Origin of the sequence: Oceanicoccus sp. KOV_DT_Chl, assembly GCF_900120175.1 — a bacterium.
Lineage (GTDB): Bacteria > Pseudomonadota > Gammaproteobacteria > Pseudomonadales > Dasaniaceae > Oceanicoccus.
This window is the reverse complement of the sequence record NZ_FQLF01000001.1, coordinates 228,169-254,678: the sequence shown is the minus strand read 5'-3', so window position 1 is coordinate 254,678 and position 26,510 is coordinate 228,169. Positions and strand designations below refer to the sequence as shown.

Below are 26,510 nucleotides of genomic sequence, written 5' to 3'. Positions count from 1 at the left end.
TTAAATATCTTCAACCAATTTCAATGCCCGCAGCTAATATAATATCCGACAAAGGTTTAAGTTGTTCTTCATACAGCCGCCATTTAGCCACTGACGACTTATAGATCGGCTGGCGTACCTGAGTGGCACTGGCTGTTGTAGAAGCTTGTTTATTTTCATAAAAACGCAAGCACTGCTGCTGCCATTCAAGCCCGCAATAATCCAGTAATTTTCTCGCCTCACCCTCAGTGTCGGCAACAACATCTTCATAATTCACCGTATAAATTACCCCGGGAATAACCTTATTCCAATGTTCCATTAATTGATGATAAGCCACGTAATACCTACCTAACTCCTCTAAATTATACGAAAAAGGATACACATCTCTGAACAGTTGTTTGTAAACCGCATAACACGTATCCATAGGGTTGCGTTTTAGGTTTATTATTTTGGCATTTGGCAAGGCTAAGTGAATAAGCCCTGCATAAAGGTAGTTAAAAGGGAGCTTATCGATAAAACGCGAGGTATGGCCGGTAAAAGGGCGTGTCGCTTGCACGTAACGCTCACCCAACAGTTTGAAATTTAAGTGAGTCGTTGCTTGAATCAAATCCTGTCTAACTTGAAATTTTTCACCGCCATTAGAATCAACTGCGAGCCTCATCATCTCACGACCAAAACTATCGAGTTCACCTGCTGCATATACTTCGCTATGGCTACCCAGAATTCGCTCTACCAAAGTTGTGCCAGTTCTAGGCATACCGATAATAAATATAGGCTCATCACTGCTGCAGCCGGCACTATCTGCCATTAAAAGCTGCTTATTAAATGTTTCTTGTATTGCCGCAATTATTTCCAGATCTGTTTCCGGCTGGTAGGCCATTTGGCTACGACGCTTATCTGCGCCGCGCTTCAAGTAGTCAAATGAGGCTGCATGGTCGCCTAAATCATCTTTTTCTTTCGCTAAAGCATAATAAATATAGGGCTGATCACCATCATGTAGTTCTGGCGAGGCAAGTACAGTGGTAAGAGCTTCCACGTGATTATTATCTGGCGTTTGTTTACGTAGCGATGAACGCATAGCTAGCGTCTCAGCATCTAATGGCCGCCCTTTTAACGATTGATTAAGGCTAACCTCCGACTCAGCTATACGCCCTAAAAACCGCAGTTCTGAACCAATATTGTAATGTACAGTCGGATTTTCTGGATCCAGGGCTAATGCTCTTCGATACTGTTCTAAAGACAACTCATGCTGATCCAGTCTGGAAAATAATAAACCGGCGAGACTAAAAATATGACTTTGCTTATAATCGTATTTCACTACTTGGTTGATTATATTCAAGGCAGCTTCAACTTCAGCCAACCCCATTAAGCACTCTGCTTTTTTCAGCAGGTCTTCCGCATCATTGGGTTGAAAACTTAACGAACGATTGATGGCTGCTAATCCAGACTTTGGATTATTCAATCGAAGATGTAATTCACAGGCTATTCGCCAACCCTGATGAAAATCGGGATATTGACTGTTCATTTCACGGCAAGCATTTATCGCAGATCTCATATCACCGGCATCAATTGCTGAAACAGCCAAGGAAAATAATTGCTCTTTTGTATAACTCACATGCTTTACCATTAAATATTTACTTCACATAAACCCCTGCTTAATCCCTTACGCATAGACCTGGCTGACACTCTCATCTAGCAACATAGGTTTAGCCTGTTTGCATTTGACGGTAATGCGCTGGCTAATCATGCAGTCTAAAATTTAGCGTACACCCCAGACATACTTCAATAAAAGGGCCATCAGCTACCACAGCTTAGTTTATACTAACCTCAAGCTTTTCAATAACCCTTTGATGTACAACTAAAAAGTAAAAAAAAACCGGGCATTGCCCGGTTTTTTTACTCAACTACTTAGAACTTATATCCAACAGAAAAACCAATGGTTCTAGGATTAGCAATGAAGTCTTTTTGACCTGTTCCATAAAATTGGTCCGCAGGGCTAGACGTCATATACTCTTCTTTATAAACAGCGGTTGTCCCCTCTTCATCGAAGATATTTTTAGCGTATAACGATGCTGTCCAGGTATCCGTTACCAACGATACCGAACCACCCCAAAGAGAAAAACCATCCAACGTTTTATTCCAGTCTTCGGTATCTAGCACTGAGTTTTCAGTTTCAGACTGATAATAGCCATCAATCCGTGTCACCAAATCCATACCATCGGATATTTGCACGGTATAAGCTGCTGTTAAGTTTACATTGTGCTCAGCAGTACCCGGCAATTGATTACCATCACTACCTTGCAACACATCAGCACCGCCCTCTAAACCACGCGTTATAAAGTCTGCTGTTAAAGCGGCATCAACATAGGCATAACCACCTGATAAACGAAAATTATCGGATACCGCCCAATTGAACTCAGTCTCTATACCTTGGGTAACGGCCTCATCCCCATTCGCTACGGCATAATACGCACCTGAAGGTGTTGCTACGTTTAACTGTATGTCGTCCCATTGAACATAAAAGGCTGCAAAAGTGTAAGAGAAGGAATCATACTGCCCTTTTATACCCACCTCATAGTTCAAGCTGGTATCACTATCAAAGCTCTTCCATTCATCAGCATTCGGGTAACCTAGATTATCCGATGCTGTTGGTGAAGCATTGGTGCCACCACGTCGATAGCCTTCAGAGATGGTGCCGTAAAGCATTGAATGATCATCCATTTCCCAGGAAATATTGGCCTTCAATAAAATACCATCATCTGATACCTTATCGCTTACTTCAGGGTTAATTGGGAAAAAGTCTATGAACACGGGCAACCCTGTTTGAGACGTCACGTCGTCTTCATTATCAAAGTAGCGGCCACCAAATGTTACATGCAACGTATCAGATACGTTATAGGTTGCTTCCCCAAAAAACGCAGTATCAGTAAATTCACGTTCATAGGTCCATGCAAATGATCTATCATCTGCTGGATTAAATCCGTAAGAAGCATTAGCCCATGCAGGATAACCAAGTACATGCGTATCTTGAATAGCTCCAGAGTTTTGATCTTTGTAATAGACGCCGGCCACCCAATCAATCGTTTTTTCACCATTCGAAGCCAAACGCAGTTCTTGTATTAAAGCACGGTCACTGTTCTCACGATCGGCTGCAAGTACTATTCGCGGATTAGCACCATAACCATAATAAGGTAACCATCCCTGCGCAGCGGTAAAACCGGTGTTATCACTACGACTTTCCCGTCGGTTATCATAGTATGACGTGCTTGAACTCAAGGTCGCAAAGCCAAGGTCATATTCAATTTCTAAACTACCAAAGCTAGTATCATTGCTGGCAGGCTCTAATAGCACTGCACCAATTTCATCATCATCATAATAATTACCGTAACCATCAGGCCCCGTAGTAACCTGCCTACGGCCACCGTATTCACCCTCTTGCTGCTGGTAAGTCATTAAAATACTCAGCTTTTCATTAGGCTCAAATAATAATGAGGCTCGAGCATAAGAGACATCTACAGTATCAGCATCTTTAACATTTTCCACGATGGGCAAACCGTTAACTATATCGCCACCTTGATAGCTTGGGACACCAGTACTATCAAGCTGATAAACATTGGCATAATCAACCAACCCATCATTATCAATTTCACCAGCACTAAGTCGCAAAGCAAAAGAATCACTTAATGGGATATTTATAACGCCGTCCATGCTCTTGTTATCACCGTCTGAACCCTCAGTCTGACTGTAAGACCCACCAACTCGCCCACTGACAGCATCAGTACTTGGCTTATTCATGATATAACGAACTGTTCCACCCAATGAACCTGAACCATACAAAGTAGACTGCGGCCCGCGAAGTACTTCAACACGTTCAATATCTTTCAAGATAAAGTTAGCAAAGGTAGGCGTATTACCCACGTAGGTAGAAACTGTTGGATCAGAAAGAAAAGTTCTATCCGTACTACTAGGGTCAACATTTAAACCCCGTATAGAAATATTGTTATTGGTTTCTGAAGCGCGGCCACCACCATCAGCGACAGTCACACCCGGAATTGAGCGAAGGAGTTCAGTTGAATCAACAATGCCTGCAGCCTCAATGGTACTACCACTAACCGCCGAAATATTAAAAGGTATATCCTGCACAGACTGGGAACGTCGAGTAGCCGTTACCATGACCTCTTCCATCACTGCCGATTTTTCCTGGCCGAAAACAGTCAAAGATTGGCCGGATAAAAGTGTCGCTGTGGCCACCGCTGTTACAAGAGTTTTTTGCTTAAAATTAATTTTTCTATTCATTGATATCCCCTGACATCTTCTTATTAAAAAATTGAATCGATTTTCATCATCCATCCCTGAATTAAATTTTGTTTTTGTTAGACTGTACACTAGCCAAGCTAATTAGATCCAAGTAGTACCAGTTTGTGGTTATCTATGAGTCCAGTTTTGATTTTTTCGTAAAGCAACCAAACTGGTTCCAACGTTTACTACTTACTTCCTTTGCTGTCCATTACCTGAGATTTTGGTACAACCAGCTTACCCAGCTTGGTCAGTACCGCCGATTTATTATGCCCTTCAATATAAGGCGGAAACTTAACCTGACTATCTCTAAAACTTTTTAAGGTTTGGCCCAGCCCCATCACACCACGTTCCCTAACTCTGCGAACATGGCTCATATCAATTTCAATCGGTATGACTTCAGTCGCATTGCCAGCCTGATGAATTACCGTGCCATCTGGCCCAACGACAATCGATTTACCATTGCCCACGCCACCAGCTACATTGATATTGAAAAAATAACATTGGCCAATAGCGGCATTGGTGCGGGAGATTGATAACTCAAGATCGCGATCAATAGTGTTAGTCATGGTTGGGCAAATAATGACTTCCGCCCCCATCCAGGCAAGGGTTCTGGTAATTTCAGGAAACCATTGGTCGTAGCAGATTGACAGACCGAAACGGCCGACAGCTGGCACATCGAAGACAACGAATTGATCTCCGGCTTCCACGCCTTTCTCGTAGGGATAAAAGGGAAACATTTTGCGGTAACGAGAAACGACTTCGCCTGCAGGATTAATGACCGGAGCAGTGTTATAAATTTTGCCACCGTCCTGCTCAAATATTGAACCAGGAATTAACCAGATATTATGTTTTTTTGCTAACTCACAATAAAACTGCTCTGCTTGTCCCGGCATCGTCTGGGCGTTAGCGGGATCCGGACCAAAACTACTCAGTTCCCCTAACACCAGCATATCGACCCAGGGAAAAATTCTAACTGTTTTCTCTATTTCTTTTTTTATCAGTGCCAAATTATCCTGCGCTGACAGTTCTAATTGCAGACCGGCAATTGAAAAATGACTCATTATTTACCCCTTTAACTGCCGCGATCAGGTGTTAAGTACTTAAACAGCACAAATCTACAGCGCAGCATTATTATGTTGTCAATGTAATGAATATTCAGGCAGGTGGCATAGAGCCAGTTGGAAACAACAGATTAGGCCAGTTTATTATTTTACTAAATAGTGACCCTGTGGAAGAAACCCAATATAAAAATTAGCAAATCGATTATTACTTAAAGGGCGTCCTCCATTTTTTTCAGCACACCCTGATCAATCAGCCGCCCCTTTTCATCAAACAGCTTGAAAATTTCGCCATCCATAATCACCCGATAGACACCCACATCACCCCATGCCCAGCGCGTCCATTGCCGATACCACTGATCACCTTCTACCCACCACTTTCCGATATCACAATCTTCATTAGCATAGCCGGCTTTACCAACCAAACTGCCATCCCCATAAATTTCTATACTGCAGGGTTCACCATAAGCAACAGGGGTCAACATTATGGAGTTAGCCATGGTCGCAAGTAGCTCATCACCCAGTAACTGACTGCCTTCAGCGTTATCAAAACTTTCAATCTCATGGGTCGTTAAATCATGAATCAGGTCGCGTAACTGGTCGACACCTTCCCGGATTCTATCGGCGGGAATACTGGTGACACCCATACGAAAACAATTTTCTGAAACCTTACTAGCAGCGTAATAGTGCTCCATGGGTTCAATCAGCACACCGCGCTTAGCTGCCTCCTGCACCAAAAATTTCATATTGATGTCTTTGGATATTTTTATCCATAACGCCGTCCCCCCTTGTGCCGGGGTAATTTCAACATAGGGCAGCATGTAATAATTAACCGCGCGCCGCAGAGCAATCCAACGTTGTTCAAAAGTCTCGTGCAAATGCAGTAAGAAGGTGTCGTAATATCCCAGTGAAAGAAAAAAAGCGGCAGTACGTTGATTATTCAGCGGCGGGTGACGCACCATTAAACGGCTAAGTTTTCTTGCTTCGGCGATCACTTCCGGAGCGGCCACCAAAAAACCCAAACGCAAACCCGGTGACAACACCTTGGATAAGCAAGACATATACAACACACGATTCTCGGTATCGATACTTTTTAACGCCGGGTGCGGATGGCCTAAATAATTACTTTCAAATTCAAAGTCATCCTCAATAATTAATTGATCATATTCAATGGATTTTTTGATCAAGGCTTCACGCCTCGCCATGCTCATGGTCACTGCTGTGGGCGTTTGGTGGCTGGGTGTAACACAAACCAACTGACATGGATTAAGATTGTCATCCACTATCATCCCTTCCTTGTCTACCGGCTGATGCACTAACGCCGCTCCACGCTGGGCTAACAATTGCCTCATGGGAGGATAACCAGGCTCTTCGACGGCAACCGAAACCGATGCATCAACCAATAGCTGGCAGACCAAATACAATGCATGCTGAGTACCAACCGTAACTAATATTTCGTCCGGTCCGGCTTGTATACCTCGGCGCGGTAGGATTTTTGTGCGAATTTCTTCCACCAACATCGGATCATCAGCATCACCGGTTTCGCCCGCCCACTGGTTTATTTCGCGCACGCCCAAGGCTAAGCGACTCGCTTCGCGCCACTCCTTCACCGGATATAAACTATTGTCGAACTGACCATCAATAAACGGAAACGGATACTGCTGCCAGTTTGGCGGTGCAGCAAACTCTTTCTCGGTAACTAAGGAGCCTTTAAATCGTCTATCCCATTCCGAGTTTCGTGTGTTATTTTTTTCTGTCTTACCCTCAAAACCTACCCGCCCCTCCATGATTTTTTCGTTAACATAAATACCGCTACGCTCACGGCTTACTAAATATTCTTCATCTATTAATTGTTGATAAACCAATACTACCGTATTGCGTGCCACCCCGAGTTGATCTGCGAGCTTGCGAGAGGAAGGTAATTTACGGCCCGGAGGAAAGGAGCCCAACATAATCGCCTCCACCAGCTTCTGGCGAATCTGACTCTGCAAGTTAAGCGAGCTATCCGGGTCTAAATAAATCAGGGTTTTTTCTATTTTCAAACGATTAACTCTTTATGATCACGCGTTATTTTGAGATGCATATTAACTACGGGAATTTCAACATTATTATTACCACCGGTAAAAAATCCGCAACTGACTCGAACAAACCCTAACTTTTCATAAAAATTCACAGCGTTTAATGTCGCCTCTACACTTATTCCATTATCAGCACCCACCGCCGCCAACCGGATAGCCAACTCACCTAACGCCTGACCTATACCTGTACCTGCCACTGACGGATGAACAAACAATGCCACTAATTCGCCTGGCTGTGCAACCATATACGCGCAAACCTTAGGCTCCAGTTCAACGGATTCTATTTCAGCCACCCATAAACTACCGGCCACAATAGCCTTTAAACGCGCACTGGCGGGTACCGAATTTGACCACAGTTCAATCACGCCAGCATCATAATCGTGCCTACACAGCTGCTGAATAGACTGCTGAAAAATTTCCGCAAGCGCATCCAGATCAGTCTCCACACCCGGCCTGATATTAAATAACTGTTGCTTATTCATTATTCACTAAACTTTACTGGGCCTATTTCTCGGGTAATGCACTTTGCAAGTATTCGACAAATAAGCGCGACCGCACGGTCATTTTTTGCACCTGCTCGGTCACTAGAAAATGGGCTTGTTCTGCCAATACCGATTGCTCAAATAAAGTGACCAAGGTTCCTTTCTGTAAATCCGTCTCAATTTCAATAGCATCAATCAAGCCAATACCATAGCCTTCACGGACAGCGCTAATAACCTGAAACGCATCCTGTAAATACATATTTTGTAGCGCCCGCTCTTGCCCCAGGCCCACTGCGGCAAACCAGCGCAACCAATGACCGTGCCGATCGTGCAATAAGGGGTACCCCATTAATTGTTCAGGATTATCTAACGGTTTGGCAGCATCCAATAACTGCGGGCTACAAACAGGGAGGTAGCGCTCCCTAAACAATTCTACGATTTCACGCTGCTTGGCCTCTGGACGACCGTAACAAATCGCCACATCAACTTCCGAGGGCAACTCACGTTGTTGCGGGGCAATATTTAATAAATGCAATTCTATTTCTGGAAACTGCCGACTAAAGCCCCCCATCAACCTCACCAACCAACCGGCGCTAATAGAGGGGGTTGAAGCAATAGTCAATCGACCGGCCATTGACTCCGGATCCAAATATAATGCGCTGGCGGCAATTTTATCCAACCCCTCCTGCACCCCGAGCAGTAAACGCTGACCCGCAGAGGTCAGTGCCAGCCTATTATGGCCGCGGTCAAAAAGCTCAACACGCAGTTGCTGCTCCAACTGTTTGACCTGACGACTCACCGCACCATGGGTTACTCCCAGCTCCTCTGCAGCTTTACGTAAATGACAATGACGGGCCGCCGCTTCAAAGGCGCGCATGGCATTCAATGGCAGGTTTCTACGGGTAAGCTTCATAGCAACTACGGTAAGCCTCAATCTTTGTGGAGAAAATCTCACCAGAATAGTAAATTTTTATCGATTGCAGTGAGAAAAACAGACGCTAAGCTTAGCGCCATTCATACCAACACTGCAATTAATCGAGAAATAATTATGTCGCTACGCCTGAATGACCCGAGCTTGCTGCAAGATAAAGCCTATATCGCTGGCCAATGGGTCAACGCTGATGACGGTAAAACACTGGAGGTTAACAATCCGGCCACTGGCGAGCTGGTATATACAGCAGCTTATTGCGGTAGCGAGGAAACCCGGCGCGCCATTGCTGCTGCTGAAGCCGCACGTCCGGCCTGGCTGGCACTCACGGCGAAAGAACGCGCCGCAATGTTACGTAAATTATTTAATTTAATGCTGGAAAACCAGGAAGACCTGGCCCAAATCCTCACCGCTGAACAAGGTAAACCGTTAGCCGAAGCACGTGCTGAAATCGCCTATAGCGCCAGCTTTATCGAATGGTTTGCGGAAGAAGGGAAACGGCTATACGGCGACACCATACCCGCCCCCCAAGGTGACAAACGCATCGTGGTGATCAAACAAGGCATCGGTGTAGTCGCCTGCATCACCCCGTGGAATTTCCCCAGCGCGATGCTCAGCCGTAAAATCGGACCCGCTTTAGCAGCAGGTTGCACCGTGGTGTGTAAACCCGCCAACGCCACGCCATTATCCGCCTATGCCCTCGGGGTATTGGCAGAGCGCGCAGGATTCCCGGCAGGGGTTATCAATATTGTCACCGGTAATACCAGCGCAATTGGTGACGAGCTGACCAGCAACCCGGTTATTAGAAAACTTACCTTCACCGGCTCGACCCCGGTAGGAAAACATTTAATGGCGCAATGCGCCCAAACTGTAAAACGCACATCAATGGAACTAGGAGGCAACGCGCCCTTCATTGTTTTTGATGACGCCGACCTTGATGCGGCCGTAGCCGGTGCGATGGCGTCCAAATACCGCAACGCCGGTCAAACCTGCGTGTGCGCCAATCGGATGTTGATACAAGAAGGTGTTTACGATGCCTTCACTGAAAAACTGACCGCCGCCGTTGCCCAATTAAAACTTGGCGATGGCACTGATAACCAAACTACTATGGGGCCGCTGATTGATTCGAAAGCCGCTGACTCAGTATGTAATTTTATCGATGACGCCATTGCCAAAGGCGCAAAGCTGGTCACAGGTGGTCGCTCAAACTTAGCTGGCAGTTACGTCGAGCCTACTATACTGACTAATGTATCTACCGATATGCGGGTGTTTCGGGAAGAAATTTTTGGCCCGGTGGCACCGCTATTTAAATTCAGCACCGAGCAACAAGCCATTGCAATGGCCAATGATACGGAAGTAGGTTTAGCCGCTTATTTTTACTCGCGGGATATTGGTCGCGTGTGGCGCGTAGGGGAAGCACTGGAGTACGGTATTGTCGGCATCAATGAAGGTATTATCTCCACTGAAGTCGCGCCGTTTGGTGGCGTCAAGGAATCGGGCAATGGTCGCGAAGGTTCCAAATACGGACTGGATGATTATGTCGAGATAAAATATCTCTGCATGGGCGGCATCAACCAATAATTTGTTAAACAGTATTTAGTTTGTCATTTCGGAGCACAACATGAGCGCAGTCATTTACCCCACTACTAATTTAGCCGCAACAGAACAAATGATTATCGATCGTGGCGAAGGCATTTATGTCTACGATAATAACGGCAAACAATACATCGAAGGTATGGCCGGCCTGTGGTGTACTTCCTTAGGCTATGGCAATAAGGAGCTCATCGAAACCACCACCCGGCAACTGGAAAAAATGTCCTATACCCACATGTTTGGCGGCAAATCACACCAGCCAGGTATAGATTTGGCTGACAAACTTGCTGCCATGGTACCCATGGATAATGCCAAAGTTTTTTTTGGCAATTCTGGCTCGGATGCTAACGACACCCATATTAAAATGCTGCGCTATTATTTTAATGCGATCGGCAAGCCCGAGAAGCGAAAAATCATTACCCGCGAACGCGCCTACCACGGCGTCACTGTAGCCGCCGGCTCCTTAACCAGTTTAGCTGCAAACCTTACCCACTTTGATGCACCACTGGAAGCACTGGGAATTTTACGCACCGACCACCCGCACTACTTCCGCGGCCAACAAAACAATGAAAGTGAAGCTGCATTCGTCGATCGCATTGTAAATAATTTGGAACAACTTATTTTGCGGGAAGGCCCGGAAACCATTGCCGCCTTTATTGCCGAGCCCATTACTGGCGCCAGTGGCGTCATCGTACCGCCTGCAGGCTACTACCAAAAAGTACAAGCAGTGCTGGAAAAATACGATATTTTGTTTTGGGCCGATGAAGTCATAACCGGTTTCGGACGTACCGGTAATGATTTTGGTTGCACCACTATGGGAATAAAAAAACCAGCAATGATGAGCTTCGCCAAACAATTATCTTCCGCCTATTACCCGATCAGCGCAGCACTGATTAAAGGCGATATGTATGAAGCGATGATTGCACCCAGCGCCAAGGTGGGCATTTTTGGACATGGCTATACTTATAGCGGCCACCCCGTGGGATGTGCAGTAGCACTGAAGACTCTGGAGATATATCAACGGGAAAATCTTTTTCAACACGCTGCAACAGTCGGCAACTACATGCAGAAAAAATTACAGCCACTTATTCAACACCCGCTAGTGGGTGAAGTACGCGGCAAGGGCTTAATTGCGGCATTGGAGTTTGTCTCTGATAAAAACAACAACACTCTGGCCGATACTGCGCTACCCGCCTATATTGCGCAACGCTGTCAGCACCATGGCTTAATCGTGCGTCCAGTCGCCGGCACCAGTATTGCACTCTGCCCTCCTCTAATAACCACCACCGAAAATATCGATGAGATTATCAGCAAGCTGACCCTGGCTCTAAATGACGCACTGGACATGCAACCGTCATCCAGATAAATGCCTCCCTTCTCGCTGGCAGGCCCACACCTGCCAGCAAAATGTGTGATTAATCCGCGGCAAAATATGGATATACCTGCAATCAAATAACCTTAAAAATAGACTTGCCTAGCTTCATGGCCTATTTTCTATATAAAATCTGGTTAATTACTCTGGTATATCGTCAATGAAACCAAATAAACCGCTTTCCAAAATCGACAGCAATATCCTCCGTGAGCTACAAAAAGACGGCCGCATGAGCTATGCAGAGCTGGCGCGCAGGGTTGGGCTTACTACCACGCCTTGCATGGAAAGGGTAAAGAAGATGGAAAAAGAAGGCATCATTCAGGGCTACACGGCTTTGCTGGATCCAGAGTTTCTGGAAGCGGGCTTGGTGGTGTTTGTACAAATCCGCCTAACCAGAACCGCACAGGATATTTTCGAAGAGTTTAAACAAGCCGCTATCGCGCTGAATGAAGTACAGGAGTGCTATTTGGTGTCGGGGAATTTTGACTATCTGATCAAAGCTCGCGTCGCGGACATGAACGCCTACCGCTTATTATTAGGGGAAACTTTGTTAACATTACCAGGGGTACAAGAATCGACTAGTTACGTAGTGATGGAACAAGTAAAAGAGACACTCAACATCACTGTACCTTACTGATCACCTATCAAGCCACCGCCCAGCCTGCCACCTACTAACAATAACAGGAAACAACATGACCGAGCTAGAATGGCTACTTCCCTCTTTAAGCACCTCAAAATGGCTCGCCCACTTCACCATATTTATTATCAATTTTGCATTATTCTTTTTAGCCAAACCCGTACTTAACATAACCGAACACGGACAGGATATAGACTCAAAGAATAAAACCTTTCAATTTATTAGTATCCTGATTCTTGGCACCCAAATTCTGGACATCCTGGTACTCAGAGTCAGTAGTGATTACGAAAGCTACTTTATCAATATTGGGTTATCGCTTCTGAGTTTATATTCAGCATTATTTAGCTACTCAATATTTACCTACTTTTCAAGAAAGCGCTTCGGTCACGAAAAATCCATCGACGATAAAACACTTTATCTTGATACTTACAGTACCCGCATCGTCAACATCCTGTTTTTTGCCATTGTCGTTTTTTCTACCATCTACGCACTTATTATTATCTGGGGCGCCAACAGTCTACTGGAAACGACGGGGATATTCGGTATCATCGCCGCTTTTCTCGCCTTTACCAGCAGCATCTGGGCGCCCGACATTATCAGCGGGTTAATTATTTTAAACAGCCAAATGCTGGAGGACGGCGACGTAGTCGTTATTGAAGGCTACAAAGATGAGTACATTATCAACAAAGTTTCACTGATCTATATCATTCTTTACGATGTCAGAAACAACCATCGAACACTGATTAGAAACAACCGATTCATCCAAAGTAAAATTGATAACCTCAGCCGCATAGCCAGCACTGAGGGTGTTCGTCAATCTATCACCTTTAATATTGGCTATCCAACTATTGAAGACTTACCTGCAGAAGAAAGAGAGCAAGCCCTCAGTGCGTTTAAAACAAAAATTGATAACATGTTCAAAAAAGCTTATGAGAATTGCCTGGAAAACACTGCTATCAAAATCAATAATAACAAAGTATTCGACTGGGCGATAACCAATGCCGGAGATTATGCACTCGAATATACGCTATGGATTTATCTTGAACGCATACCAAACACCAAGGTCACCTCGACTATTCGCAAACACATCGTCAGCACCCGCTTAAAAGTAAATGAAGCAGTGTACACATCAGCCGTTATGTCAGGGATTAAATTAGCGACCCCTAGCTTAGAAAAGATTGAGCTTGTAACCACAGGCTAAAACCACTAATCAAAAGCGTTATTTTGCGATATAGCCATTAAAGGAAAAATAACATAAGGGAGAAGTAGAATACCATGCACTGTAGTCTGGGAGAGTACAGGTGTTTACTGGAAGTTTTTTGGCGATGTAGTGGAATCCGGAATTATCGGTCTTGGAAACGAGCAATTCAAGGATGCAAGATTTGAATCAATTCAGCATCGAATAAGCGACTTCCCGGGAACCCTCAGACTTGAAGCCAGCTCCAAGGAAGTATTATTAATTGTCCACTGCGAGACTGAAGCATCAAGAAGAAACCCCAATAGCTGCTATTATTACCAGACCCCTTTAGGCAATATTATAACGCTTGGATTATCAGCCAACCGACTCAAGGAAAACGATGAAATTCCAGCTCAGATTAGTGCTAAGCTGTTTTTTATTTCTTTTAGCCCTACCTTCGGCGCTATTAGCAAACCAAACAGCAATTGTTGACCAAAACACTCAGGAATTAATTCTTCTACCTTATAGCCAAGTGGGGTATGACGAGTATTCCGCCTGGTCTATCCAGGACGCTCAGAACCAGCAATTTCAACCCATGACATCACCCATATTTGGACACCGTTCTGGCAGCATATGGATTAAAGCACAGTTACATAATGACAGCTCAGAGCGAGTGAAATTGATTCTCGACTCCGGGTATATCCATAATGAAAACGTTGAGTATTTTTTAGTAGAAAACACCACTGGAGCAGTACTGGAGTCTGGTATCGGCGGTATCAGTAAAGATTTCAGCCAACGGCCGCTTGCCTCTATCTCTATTACTTTTCCATTAGATATAAAGCCAGCATCCACAATAGATCTCTACCTGCGAATTAACTCTCACTACATAATCAAATCAGATCCAGTTTTATTTAAGCCTATTGTCTATTTTCATGCCGAGAAAAAACAAGACATTAATGCACTACTATTTTATGGCGTCTTACTAGGCCTCATATTCTATAGTGCGATTTTTTCTTTTTATGTAAAGGAAATCCAATATCTTATTTTTGGGATTTTCCTCTCAAGCTGGTCATTACTAATTTCTGCCAGCGACGGGTATATCTATCTGATCTGGCCATATTATTGGCTTGGAGCATTCCCCACCACTCTCTTTTACTCATTGTCTGGCTTAAGCATAATGACATTATCAGTCTTCACAGTAAGTTATTTGAACTTAAAAAACTATGAACCCATCTGGCTAAAAATCCATTCTACTTTTATTATATTAGGGGTAATAATATGTTTCTCGCCACTGTTTTTTGATCTATCCAGCATTTACGCAATCTTCCCCCTGATAGCGCTTGCTCTTACCATCTTATGCGTAGCTTCTGGATTACGCGTATATCGCAACAACCACAAATACGCCCTGGAATTTGCAATCTATTTTGGGATTATGCAAAGTTTAATGCTAGCATTTTTTTTCGTCGACTTAACACGAAGCGAATCGTCTATCCGCTTCATTCTACTTATGCCAGTATGCTTATTTTTTATCAGCATAGGGCAGCGTATGAATAGGCTGAAAAATGATGCCCAAAAATTACAAAAAGAAGCTGAATTAGCACAACATACAGCGGAGTTTAAAAGCAGTTTTTTAGCCGCCATGAGCCACGAAATAAGAACGCCAATGAATGGGGTTCTCGGCATGGTTGAAATAATGAAAGAAACCCCGCTAGATTATAATCAAAAACAATATCTAGATATCATTAAGACATCAGGAAAATCGCTGTTATCCATTATCAATGACATCCTGGACTTTTCAAAATTGGAGTCAGGCAACATCGGCATTGAGTCAATATCGATCAATTTGGAAAGTCTAATCGACGAATGTATAGCCATTTTTTCCGGATCACAAAAAAATATAGCGGTGGACTTCTCGGCCAATATTTCTGCCAATCTGCCGGCCAATTTCATTGGCGACCCATCAAAAATAAAGCAGGTACTGATAAACCTACTTAGCAACGCGTTTAAATTTACCGAGCAAGGTAACATTTCTTTAGAGGTAGAAGAAGAGTTTCAGGGAGATGCTCACTACATTCGTTTTTCGATCAAGGATACCGGACTGGGAATCGACGATAAAACCAAAAAAATGGTCTTTCAGCCTTTCGGACAAGCGGACAATTCAATTTCAAGAAAATATGGCGGCACCGGACTAGGGCTGGCGATTAGTAAACAGTTAGTTGAAGCCATGGGAGGAAATATTCGTCTGGAAAGCGTCTTAGGTAAAGGCTCTACCTTCAGTTTTCTATTACCACTGACCGTGGGTAATAACACGCCTACCGCTGACAAAAAATACCGACTAAGTCAGTTTAACAATATGGGGATACTACTCATTGATGACCATCAATCATTTAGTATAGCCATGCAAAAAACCTTACAAACCTGGGGCTTCAATGTAGATATTGCCGCTACTAACACACTAGCACTAGAGAAGATATCCACACACTATTACGACTTAATATTTCTGGAAAACGTATTACCTGATGGCGATGGATTAGAATATTGTCTGAAATTTCGAAAACTGTCTAAAAACCAAAATTTAAAAATCATCTCTATTGGCGCCGGCAGTATTATTCCTGATACAAAAGAAATGAAAAAACTAGGCATTCAACAGCACTTGATGAAACCTATTTTATTTTCATCAATGGCAAAAGCCATTTATCTGGAGCTTTCAGACGATGAAGATACCAGCATCGAAGACAATAGCCCCACCCAATTTGAAAATATAAAGATTCTTATAGCGGAAGATAACACCATAAACCAGCTGGTTATTAAAAGCCTGCTAGGTAATATGGGAATAGATTGTGATCTAGTCGAGAATGGAAAATTAGCATTAGAAAAGTATCAACAATCCGCTGAAAAAAAGGATGATAAGTATGACGCCATCCTAATGGATTGCGAAATGCCCGTAATGGATGGCTATACGGCCACAGAAAAAATTCGAGAACACGAAATAAAAAACCAAGTTAAGCCAGCTATACCTATTATAGGCTTAAGCGCACATGCCCTTGACGAGTTTAAGGAACGAGCACTATCCAAAGGAATGAACTACTACATAACAAAACCGGTAAACCAATCTGAATTAAATACTGTTTTTCTAAAACTTATCAGCTCAAATTCTGACATGAAAAATTAGCATTTTGGAGAAAGCAATGTGCATGCGATCTACGCTTCAATTGTTTTTAAATCAAGCAACACCTAGTTTATTAACACTTATTTTTATCAGCGCCTTGATAAGTATAAACTCACCGCGTATTCAGGCAGAAAGCCTGGCATTGGAAGAGATAGTCGTCACGGTACAAAAACGCATGGAAAGCATCAACGATATACCAATTGCAATAACAGCGTTTGGTGAAAAAATGCTGGAGAATGCGAGCATTGTCAGTGTTACCAATATAGCGCAGATGACCCCCGGGCTCGCACTATCTTCATATAATAAAACCACCCCTGCCGTCTATATTCGCGGCATTGGCACTAATAACTCGCACGTTGCAGATGACCCATCAGTTTCTATATTTATCGACGATGTGTATATCTCACGACCAGGTAGTTTTGACACCCAATTATTCGACCTGCAACGTATCGAAGTGCTACGAGGACCACAAGGGACACTATGGGGTAAAAATGTTGCCGGCGGTGCTATCGTTATGGTGACACGCCAACCCGGTTCAGAATTCGAAGGCCGCCTTTCAGCAACCACAGGTAACTATAACCTCCAACAAGCAGGCTTTTATTTTAATGGCCCACTAAACGACAAACTCATGGGCAAGATCGCCGGTTCACAATCACAGCGCGATGGTTATATTGAAAACAGTCGTATCGGTGGCGACGTCAATAATGCTGATGTCACTACATTCAGGGGCGCGTTGCTCTGGAAACCGAATGAACACATTGACGTGCAATGGAATCTGGATCAATCAAAGGATGACAATAACGGTACGGGGCGTGTCGCTTTAGCAGCCAAACCGGGGCCAGCCAGCTTTTTTCCAACGCCAGAGCATTTTAACAATTATGCCAAAACGAGCACTTATACCAATGGCTTAATGGAACGTGACGCCAAAGGAAGCAGCTTACAACTCAATTACGAAGTAGATGACACAAAATTCACATCTATCACGGCCTACCGCGATAATGACTATACATTTGTTGACCCCCTACTCCCCTTTGATATCACACCGTTTGTACCACTGGGCTTTCCTGAATTTTTTGAACAATTTGCCACCAATAGCGCAGAAGAACATTCTAAACAGCGATCACAAGAATTTCGCATGAACCGCTACCAGGAGGAGTGGGGGCTGGACTGGACCATTGGGCTGTATTATTTTGCCGATGATATTAAACGCAGCGAATACTTAGCCGGGCAGGCAGATGCTAGCAATGAAACTACTAGCAAAGCGGTCTTTGCTCAGCTGACCAAAGCTCTGGGGGCGGAAGATCAATGGAATCTCACCTTAGGCGCGCGTTATACCGATGAAAAAAAACGCTTCGAGCAACTCACAGTAGGCGCGGATGCAGAGGAAGACTGGTCAAACACTTCATTAAAATTTAGCTTGGATTATAGTGGCTGGGATCAGGGCATGGTCTATCTATCGTACGCGGAAGGTTTTAAATCGGGAGCTTTTAATGCTTTCGCCTCAACTGCTGCGCAAGCTGAAACACCTTTAGACCCTGAGCTATCAGAGCAAGTGGAACTAGGCGTAAAACTGCATTGGTTACAACGCAGTCTACGTACGAATCTGGTGATATTTCATACTCAATATGAAGATATCCAAATTTTTGACTCGCAGCCAGATTTAACTTTCTTTATCGTTAACGCCACCGCCACCTCAAAAGGCGCAGAGCTGGATATTAACTATCAACCGGTAAGCGGTTTAGAACTATTTGCTACTTATGCGTACTTAGATGCGACGTATGATGAATACATCACCCAACTCTCTGACTTTAGCGGGAATCGATTACAGCGCGCACCGAAGCATAGTTACACTGCTGGCGCAGAATATAACGCCGATATGAGCAATGGCATAGCGCTAGTACTACGCACAGATTTAATCTATCAGGACCAGATATTTTACAGTTCATCTAACAATGCCAATGCAGCTGGCAACAATCACACCTTAATCAATTTAAGAGCCAGCATGACTCTCCCGGACAAGCACTGGCAGATTAGTGTCTGGGGCAAGAATATAACTAATGAAGACTATATTGTTTTTGAAAATGACCTTGCACAAGTAGGCCTGGAAGGTTTTCGAAGCTCAATTCCAGGTGCACCCAGAACTTACGGTGTAACACTTGATTACTATTTTTAATCGAAAAACAGTAGAAACAAACCAAAAAAATATTCTAACCATTATTAAAATCTGGCCTGTACGCTGAATTCAACAGTTCGAGGCGCTCCTAACAACACCTGATCAGAATAGTTAACATCACTCCATTGAGCATAAATCTCATCAGTAAGATTTCGAGCATGTAAAGCAAAACGATAATTTTCAAGAGTATAAGCGGTGAAAAGATTGAACAGTGTGTAACCCTGAAGCGTGGCAGTATTCGTTAAATTGGCATAGCGGCTAGATACATAATGAATGCCTCCACCCGCTTCCAATGACAAACCGGCAATTTTATCTACGCTAAGCCAGAGATTGGCCATAGTCTCAGGCACATTAACCGGTGTATTGTTGCTGGCTAAAACGCCAGTTTCAGCATCAAAGTAATATCCGTAGCGTGCATCGATATGAGCAATGCTGCCGCCAATTTTAATCCGCTCAGTTAAACTGGCCCGGATGGCAAACTCGGAACCTGTTGATTTTTGTATATTCTTTTGAATTTGCTGCCCATTCTGCTGTGATAATGCTTCTTTCTCAATATCAAATAATGCTAATGACAATTCCACCCGCTCATTATCCAGCGTAGCTTTAATACCAATTTCGCTTTGTGTAACATCCGATGGTTTGAAGTTTGAAGCTTCGTATACGAAGGTTAAATCAGCCTCAACAGGATCATGCTGAGCGCTAAATTGTACGTAGCCGGATATCTGATCAGCAAAGTCGTAGACCATCCCTAACCTATAACTTTGTTGATGAAAGACCTTTTCAAGCGATTGACGCGCAGATAATGTACCGGAGAAATTATAACGCTTTTTATCTATCGCATTACGCTCCAAACGTGCACCTAAATCCAAATGCAGACGCTCAGTGAGATCTGTACGGTTTTCAAAAACCAACGCACTAATTTGGGTATCAAAAGATTCATTACGAATATCGACATTCCCGAAAGTGCCGGGCAGAGGATTTAAAAAATCTACTTGATCTACAAAAAATGTATCCAGATCAAAGCCAACTTCTCGATCAAAATCAGTATCGGTATGCTCCAATAATACGGAGAACCGATTTGGCAAACCCAGCAATTGATTTTGCAATAGCAATCCCGAGCGAAAACCCCAGATATCACGATCATGTGTAATCAGAAATCGATCCCGATCAATCAACCCGCTACCTGAATCGTATATGTAACTCTCGGCATTCCTCCAGTTGCGATCAGCTTTAAAGTGATACAACGTACCATTTACTTCAACACTATCTGACAATCGCCAGGTAAGGTCGGCTCTGGTCCATAAACTACTAGAGGCAATCACATGATCATGAACATTATAGTTGTTATAACGAGTAGCTGATTCTAATGTTTTATTGTCGTCAGTTTTAATCACCCCGCCCAAACGGTTATTGACATCTACTGCTGGAATGAGCGGCGTACCCCAGTAAGCTGGCAGATTATCGTCAAGGTAATTTAGCGTAAACGATAAATCAACTTCAGGCTTCAGACGCCAGAGTAGCTTAACGTAGGCGTTGGTTGATTTAGAATCTGTATCATCCACCCAACCATCGGAAGCTTTCTGATTTATATCAATACGGTAGGCCGCCAGGTTACTTATTGGGCCAGTAAAACCGGCACTGACAGAATAGGTATCATGCGTGCCATAAGAGATCAGCCCTTCATTAATATGGTGCTGCTGGCTTAAACTCGGTTGTTTACCTATCAGATTTACCGTACCAGCGGCTGCGCCTTGACCATGAGCTAACACTGAAGGCCCTTTAACAATTTCTACCCGATCAAGCATAGATGTACTTTGGGGACGCATATTCAGAATAGATAAGCCCATCGAAATACCATCATAAAGCACATTTACCGAGTAGCGAGTGAAACCACGCATACTGAAACTATACGGCTCAGAAGGTGACTCTCCGGACAGCACCCCAGTCATATTCTCAAGCGTTTCTACGACTGTTTTTAACCCGCGCGCTTCCATCGTATTGCTATCGAGTATTTCTATTGACCCAGAGGTACTGGCCCCATCCAATTGTAGTGAGTTAGCTGTAGCGGGACTGAGATCAAATCTGAGCTTGCGCACTGCAGAGCCAGCAATTTTAATTTTTTTCAACTCCTCCAGGGACAAGCTGTATATATCCAAGGACTCATCGGTCGCAGCGGTAGTAACACCAATAAAACCAACTAGCAGCATGAACAGCCGAAAAACCTGTAAAAGGTAATTGCTTAGAAGAATTCTATGATGCATCAATTGATATCCCCCTATATTAGGCTTCTTAAGTAAAAGGTTAGTCAAAAATATGGGGATACACACCTTTTATTATCAATTAGACAAGAAAAAGCTATATGCACCAACTTAGCACTACTAGCTGCTACCACGACTGTAGCTAAGGGTACAATCAACTAAGCTCAAATAAGATATAAGGGGCGTTATTACCACAGCGACTACCGCAGCGCAGGCTGCAGAATATTTATAACGGGATAGGCTAACTGGCACCCAATCTGAATCGACTGCAATGAAGTTAAGCATAAAAAATTTATATACACTAGTGATCAGCTTTTATCAGCTAGTGGATGCCATTTTTACTGTATTAATTTTTATCGGGAAATTTTATTTATCTAAATATTCTATTACTAGAATAATCGCACTCAGAAACGATGTTATTATAAATAATCCTGCATTTTTTAACACAAGCTTGAAGTGTTCTAACTCGCCTCTCGAAAAGATATACCCAACACTTCAATTATGATAGACAGCCGCTTTTATCTTATGTCACGCCCGCCGAAAAACGCCCAAACTACCTTACATGTAAACAAAAAATTCCCGTGGGGCAGACAATAAAAAACAGTGAAAATTTTTAGGATAACGCCTCAACTGTATTGACTAATAAATAAACTATGTAGACAATACAAAACAACAATAAAAATAGTTAAAAAGGATTTAGCAATGCTACCTCTTATAAGAATTTTAACAACATTCGTAATTTTTTCATCGCTAGCCTCTAACGCATTAGCCAGCGGGCACGATGAATCCAGCAGCGAACCCCCTCCTAATGACACCATTTATCTAAACACCTGGAGCCTGACAAATATCTTCGGGGGTAGTGGTGGCGAGCCTTTTTATGCATCAGGTGCACTTGTTTTTGATGGTTTTAATAGCTACAGCGGTCAAGTAAATCTAGTCTCTGACAGTATCGGCTTTCCTGCAGGTGTTGATTATTCATCTGACTGGACTATCAACCTGGCAACAGGACAAATAGAAACATTGAATAGTACCTGCACGCAACTTGCCAGTGCAGCACTTAATGGATGCACCGGTCTTTTTGGCGCAGGTATAAACAGCTTTTCCACAAGTGTTGATATAAATTTTAATAGCAGTGATAGTTTTTCAGCGACCTATGATGAACTAAATCCAATAAATAATGTTCATACTTTTGGCTTTTCAGGAACAGAGCTACCACAACCGGATCCTGAACCCGAACCTGAACCCGAGCCTCCAGTCGTTATGCCCCCCGTTCAGGATGGGAACAGCTTTGCTCTGATTGGTGCAAAATTTTCGAATATTTTCACTGATACACCTATTGAATTCACTCTGGCTGAAGGAGTATTGACCGGGGAAACTATAATTTCCGGAGAAGTTACTCTGGTAGAGGACAACTCTCCGGCGGCGATGGAATATAGTGCTGACTGGGCTATTGATTTAGAAGAAAGCAAATTGTACACCTCAAATATTCAGTGCCAAATTACCAACGCACTCGATTCATGCTCTACATTTTTAAATGGTTCAAAGGTTGAAGATATCACCGTTTCTACTGATGAATTTGGTAATACAGTAATAGTTTGGGAAGATTTTTCCTCAGGAATAAATAATGTTTATAGCTTTACTATTGCGCCGAGTGCTGTACCAATACCTGCTGCGGCCTGGTTATTTGGCTCAGCATTAGTCGGACTAATTGGAGTAAAGCGCAATAAATAAATATTTATGAGGCTCTGCTGGCGGCAGAGCCTTTTATTTATTTGCCTGTCGATGGAGCTATAGAATAGTCAGGCCATCACCACCTACCTCTGCCGCTCACCGGCAATTAAAATTTACAGGTGCTGTATTTACCCTGCCCCTATAGTATGCCGTTGTGTAAGACCACCACTAGCGATACAATAGGCATCCAATTTAAATTCATGATCACAAAAACACGCCCCGATTACTCTCTAAAAATCAAATACACCATCGAAAAACTATCAACTTTACACTCTATTTTATCGCCGGATTCACCAATACAGCCTGTATAAACTTAAAGAATATTTTCTACTACTGAATTGATTATTAACCCTCCCAATCAGAATTAAATGCAATAAGGAACTTATGAAAAAATGAACAACCTAAATAATAGGGTGTAGAATTTTTAGTAACAACCCCACTAATCCTAGAAAAGTGACAATATAAGGCGATATCTAACGGGTGCTAGTCATCAATCACTTTCTTGGTATACCGCCTATTTCTTTAACGTTTAACTCGAAGAGGAATATGTATTCACTATGCAACCACAGCGGAAAAACCACTGTAGAACACTTAAATTAATACCGACTCAAATACCAATAAAATTAAACCGGGAGAAGCTCACTAGCAATATCGGCTATACCAATCACCTCCCAAACACAACAACACGCCTCATTCACGCAGAGTCCAGAGCTCGTTCACTCGAAGAAAAAATAGACCAACTCTATCGGGAACGCAAAAAAGACCACGACTTCGCATGGCAGTCCATTATACGCCGCAATCAACAATCAGCAGAAAACTTACGGATTGAGGCTTCAAAAATTACGGTAGACAACTGGAGGTTTTTCGCCAAAGATAGGTAATCAATCGAATGGCAACCTTTTCCTTAATACCTACGGACACCTTCTATGCCAAATGTTGATGTTAAAGAACATGAGCGGGATCACGCACCACTGGAGCAAGGACTTCAAACGCTCCTCACGCCTTTCGAAAATTTCTTTCAAAGCCAGTCAGCCTCAGGAATTCTGTTGGTGCTGGCTGCCATTGCCGCCCTATTTTTTTCTAACTCGTCTTATCAAGAACATTATCAAGCCATCAGTCATTTAACACTGACCGTATCACTAGATGACTGGAGCATCAGTCACTCACTACAACACTGGGTTAACGACGGTTTTATGGTGCTTTTTTTCTTTGTACTCGGCTTAGAGATTAAACGCGAATGCCTGGCAGGAGACCTCAGGGATATTCGTCACGCGTCGCTGGCATTAGGCATGGCTGCTGGTGGTATGATTTTTCCAGCGCTAATATATGCTGCAGTTGCCAGCATTGATGGTGATATGGCAATGCAAGGCTGGGGAATTCCAATAGCAACCGACACCGCTTTCGCATTGGGAATATTGGCGCTGCTAGGGAGTCGAGCACCACGATCTGCAGCTGTCATTATGTCGGCGCTAGCCATTATTGATGATATAGGCGCAGTCCTGGTGATCGGCTTATTTTATACAGAACAACTTCAAACTGAATCTCTGCTATGGGCTGCTGGTGTCATGGGAGTTTTATTATTGGGTAATTTGCTGGGTATCAGAAAGCCTCTTTTTTACATCACTGGCGGCCTCGTGCTGTGGTGGCTAATTTCTCAATCGGGCATCCATGCGACCACGGCTGGTATTTTAGCCGCTCTGGCTGTACCAACAAAACCTTATGCAGAAACCGGTTTATTTATTCGTCAAATGCGCCGGATATTGCGCAAATTTGAAGAATTAGACGAACCAAACCGGTCCATTCTCGAGCAAGAAAACCAACATGAATTAATCGAACAGACGCACCATATCGCCAACAGGACGACAACACCATTACAACATTGGGGCAGTGTACTCGATAAACCCGTCAGCCTAACTATCCTACCACTTTTTGCTTTTCTGAACGCAGGAGTGCTAATTCCAGATAGTCTTAATGAACTTGTTACCGCGCCAGTAACCTTAGGAGTGTGCCTGGGATTAGTTGCCGGCAAAGCTATTGGCATATCCAGCTTTGCCTATCTTATGATTAAAAGTGGTTTTTCAACCTTGCCAGAAGGACTACTTTTTAGACATATTATTGGCTTAAGTTTTCTGGCAGGCATTGGTTTCACCATGTCTCTTTTTATCGCCGCACTGGCATTTTCAGGGCAAGCACAGCTGATAGCTCAAGCCAAGATAGGCATTCTGATAGGATCCTTAATAGCTGGGACCTTAGGCGCACTGGCCTTTATCTGGGTTCCTGAAGGCGGCAGAGAAAACACATAACAACAGAAAAAGCCTAAAAAAGCCCGTCATAACCTAATCTTCGAAGATGCGCCACACTTGTCACACACATTCAAAGGGCGTATTCGTCGCCTGCTCTATTGCCATAATTTGAACATCGCTAGCTACACAACTGTCTATAATTCGAGGAAAATCCAGATTACCTTGGCCCAATGCGCAAACAACAGGCATTGCAAACACAAGACCTCCAATATACTCAACCAGCCTTCGCTATTTCTGCCAGCACTAGACTGATGCTGGCAATGTCATTTACTTAAGACAGTAAGCCCTACTGCCATGGCGCCCGCCCTTATTAACAATAGTTGTCAGTATCTCCTCATACCATATTAAGCTAGACTGAGCAGTATCAACAGCGCGGAGCCATTACATGCCCCTTACCGTCAGGTGCAAGCTCTTACTACTATTTATTCTTCTTCATGCAGCATCTGCACAGTCACAGCAACAAGCTGAGCCTCCAGAATGCATGCAAGTCATTAGACTTACACTTGGCGCGATACCCTGGACCTCAGCATCACTTACCCATCTATGGTCAAAAAAAATTAGCCGGCACCTGGACGACACTTCCTGTATCGAATTAAGTTTCAAAAGTGCCCGAAATTTTGAACAATTTATTGAAGCAGCGATTGTCGGTGATTTTGACATCGCCCATGTCCCCGCTCATATTGCCAGCTATCTGATATTGCACCATGGCTTCACGGCGATAGCGCAAGGAGAATGGGACGGCGACACACTTTTTGTAACCCGCCTTGACTCAACCATTGAATCCATTGATGATTCAGCCAAAGCCATTATTGCAGTCCCCGACCCGCTAGCACTGGTGACGTTATTTGCAAAGCAATTCTATGCCTCTCAACCATCAGCGATACCCCGTTACTTGGAGTTTTCCAATCACGATGCGGTACTTCATGCACTGCTTGAAGGCCAGGTCGATTCCGGCGTAATCCTGGCACCTATTTACAACGGATACTCGCGAGTCATTAAAGGTAAACTACGTATTCTGCAGCGGGTAAAAACCAACACACAGGGCTACTTGATAGCCAGAGAGAATATCGATCCACTCTCGGCAACGGCGGTGATAGATAGTCTTAGCTCCTTTGATATTGGAACAGATTTACTGTGGGCTAAATGGCTACCCATTAGTAGTAACCAGGTAGCGCAATTACACGTACACTATGCGGAATATGTGAAGATAATAAATAGTAAATTTGGTCACTGACTATTTATTTTATTGAACCAACTATATCGCGAATAGGTA

At 43.6% G+C, this 26,510-nt stretch carries 16 protein-coding genes; 9 read left to right on the top strand and 7 right to left on the bottom strand.

Annotated elements, in window-relative coordinates; genetic code table 11:
- Positions 1-10: 10 nt before the first annotated feature.
- The 6 genes from UNITIG_RS01135 to UNITIG_RS01110 all read right to left on the bottom strand — a co-directional run bounded on the left by UNITIG_RS01135 (position 11) and on the right by UNITIG_RS01110 (position 8,809).
- Positions 11-1,594, bottom strand: coding sequence for a sulfotransferase (locus tag UNITIG_RS01135; protein ID WP_159931021.1), 1,584 nt, complete (start codon positions 1,592-1,594; stop codon positions 11-13).
- A 293-nt stretch (positions 1,595-1,887) separates the two neighbouring features.
- Positions 1,888-4,275, bottom strand: a complete 2,388-nt coding sequence (locus tag UNITIG_RS01130; RefSeq protein ID WP_101756720.1) for a TonB-dependent receptor — start codon at positions 4,273-4,275, stop codon at positions 1,888-1,890.
- Between the two features lie 188 nt (positions 4,276-4,463).
- Positions 4,464-5,339, bottom strand: a complete 876-nt coding sequence (locus UNITIG_RS01125; RefSeq protein WP_101756719.1) for a carbon-nitrogen hydrolase family protein — start codon at positions 5,337-5,339, stop codon at positions 4,464-4,466.
- Between the two features lie 209 nt (positions 5,340-5,548).
- Positions 5,549-7,378, bottom strand: a complete 1,830-nt coding sequence (locus tag UNITIG_RS01120; RefSeq protein WP_235015191.1) for a PLP-dependent aminotransferase family protein — start codon at positions 7,376-7,378, stop codon at positions 5,549-5,551.
- Entirely contained in the window at positions 7,375-7,896 is a 522-nt protein-coding gene (locus UNITIG_RS01115; protein ID WP_101756718.1) for a GNAT family N-acetyltransferase, read from the bottom strand. The genes UNITIG_RS01120 and UNITIG_RS01115 overlap by 4 nt, the downstream gene beginning before the upstream one ends.
- 22 nt (positions 7,897-7,918) lie before the next feature.
- Positions 7,919-8,809 carry a LysR substrate-binding domain-containing protein gene (locus UNITIG_RS01110; RefSeq protein WP_101756717.1) on the bottom strand — a complete coding sequence of 297 codons (891 nt, stop codon included), beginning with the start codon at positions 8,807-8,809 and terminating at the stop codon, positions 7,919-7,921.
- 135 nt (positions 8,810-8,944) lie between these two features.
- Here UNITIG_RS01110 and UNITIG_RS01105 point away from each other — a divergent pair, with 135 nt between their 5' ends.
- From UNITIG_RS01105 to UNITIG_RS01080, 6 genes are all read left to right on the top strand, one after another.
- Entirely contained in the window at positions 8,945-10,405 is a 1,461-nt protein-coding gene (locus UNITIG_RS01105) for an NAD-dependent succinate-semialdehyde dehydrogenase (protein WP_101757142.1), read from the top strand.
- Between the two features lie 40 nt (positions 10,406-10,445).
- Positions 10,446-11,783 (top strand): aminotransferase, encoded by a 1,338-nt coding sequence (locus tag UNITIG_RS01100; RefSeq protein ID WP_101756716.1) that lies wholly within the window; start codon positions 10,446-10,448, stop codon positions 11,781-11,783.
- 166 nt (positions 11,784-11,949) lie between these two features.
- Positions 11,950-12,426, top strand: coding sequence for an Lrp/AsnC ligand binding domain-containing protein (locus UNITIG_RS01095; RefSeq protein WP_101756715.1), 477 nt, complete (start codon positions 11,950-11,952; stop codon positions 12,424-12,426).
- A gap of 55 nt (positions 12,427-12,481) precedes the next feature.
- Entirely contained in the window at positions 12,482-13,627 is a 1,146-nt protein-coding gene (locus tag UNITIG_RS01090; protein ID WP_101756714.1) for a mechanosensitive ion channel domain-containing protein, read from the top strand.
- Positions 13,628-14,003: 376 nt separating this feature from the next.
- The gene (locus tag UNITIG_RS01085; protein ID WP_101756713.1) at positions 14,004-16,775 is read left to right on the top strand and encodes a hybrid sensor histidine kinase/response regulator; all 2,772 of its coding nucleotides are present in this window, start codon (positions 14,004-14,006) and stop codon (positions 16,773-16,775) included.
- A gap of 22 nt (positions 16,776-16,797) precedes the next feature.
- A complete protein-coding gene (locus UNITIG_RS01080) occupies positions 16,798-18,945 on the top strand; it encodes a TonB-dependent receptor (protein ID WP_159931019.1) in 2,148 nt (715 codons plus the stop codon).
- Positions 18,946-18,989: 44 nt separating this feature from the next.
- Here the strand turns inward: UNITIG_RS01080 and UNITIG_RS01075 are convergent, their stop codons facing one another.
- On the bottom strand, positions 18,990-21,152 hold the full coding sequence (locus UNITIG_RS01075) for a TonB-dependent siderophore receptor (protein ID WP_159931017.1): 2,163 nt from the start codon (positions 21,150-21,152) through the stop codon (positions 18,990-18,992).
- Positions 21,153-21,905: 753 nt separating this feature from the next.
- Here UNITIG_RS01075 and UNITIG_RS01070 point away from each other — a divergent pair.
- The 3 genes from UNITIG_RS01070 to UNITIG_RS01055 all read left to right on the top strand — a co-directional run bounded on the left by UNITIG_RS01070 (position 21,906) and on the right by UNITIG_RS01055 (position 26,471).
- A complete protein-coding gene (locus tag UNITIG_RS01070; protein ID WP_101756710.1) occupies positions 21,906-22,934 on the top strand; it encodes a VPLPA-CTERM sorting domain-containing protein in 1,029 nt (342 codons plus the stop codon).
- Between the two features lie 926 nt (positions 22,935-23,860).
- On the top strand, positions 23,861-25,237 hold the full coding sequence (gene nhaA, locus UNITIG_RS01060; RefSeq protein ID WP_101756708.1) for a Na+/H+ antiporter NhaA: 1,377 nt from the start codon (positions 23,861-23,863) through the stop codon (positions 25,235-25,237).
- Between the two features lie 385 nt (positions 25,238-25,622).
- The gene (locus UNITIG_RS01055; protein WP_101756707.1) at positions 25,623-26,471 is read left to right on the top strand and encodes a phosphate/phosphite/phosphonate ABC transporter substrate-binding protein; all 849 of its coding nucleotides are present in this window, start codon (positions 25,623-25,625) and stop codon (positions 26,469-26,471) included.
- The last annotated feature ends 39 nt before the right edge of the window (positions 26,472-26,510 follow it).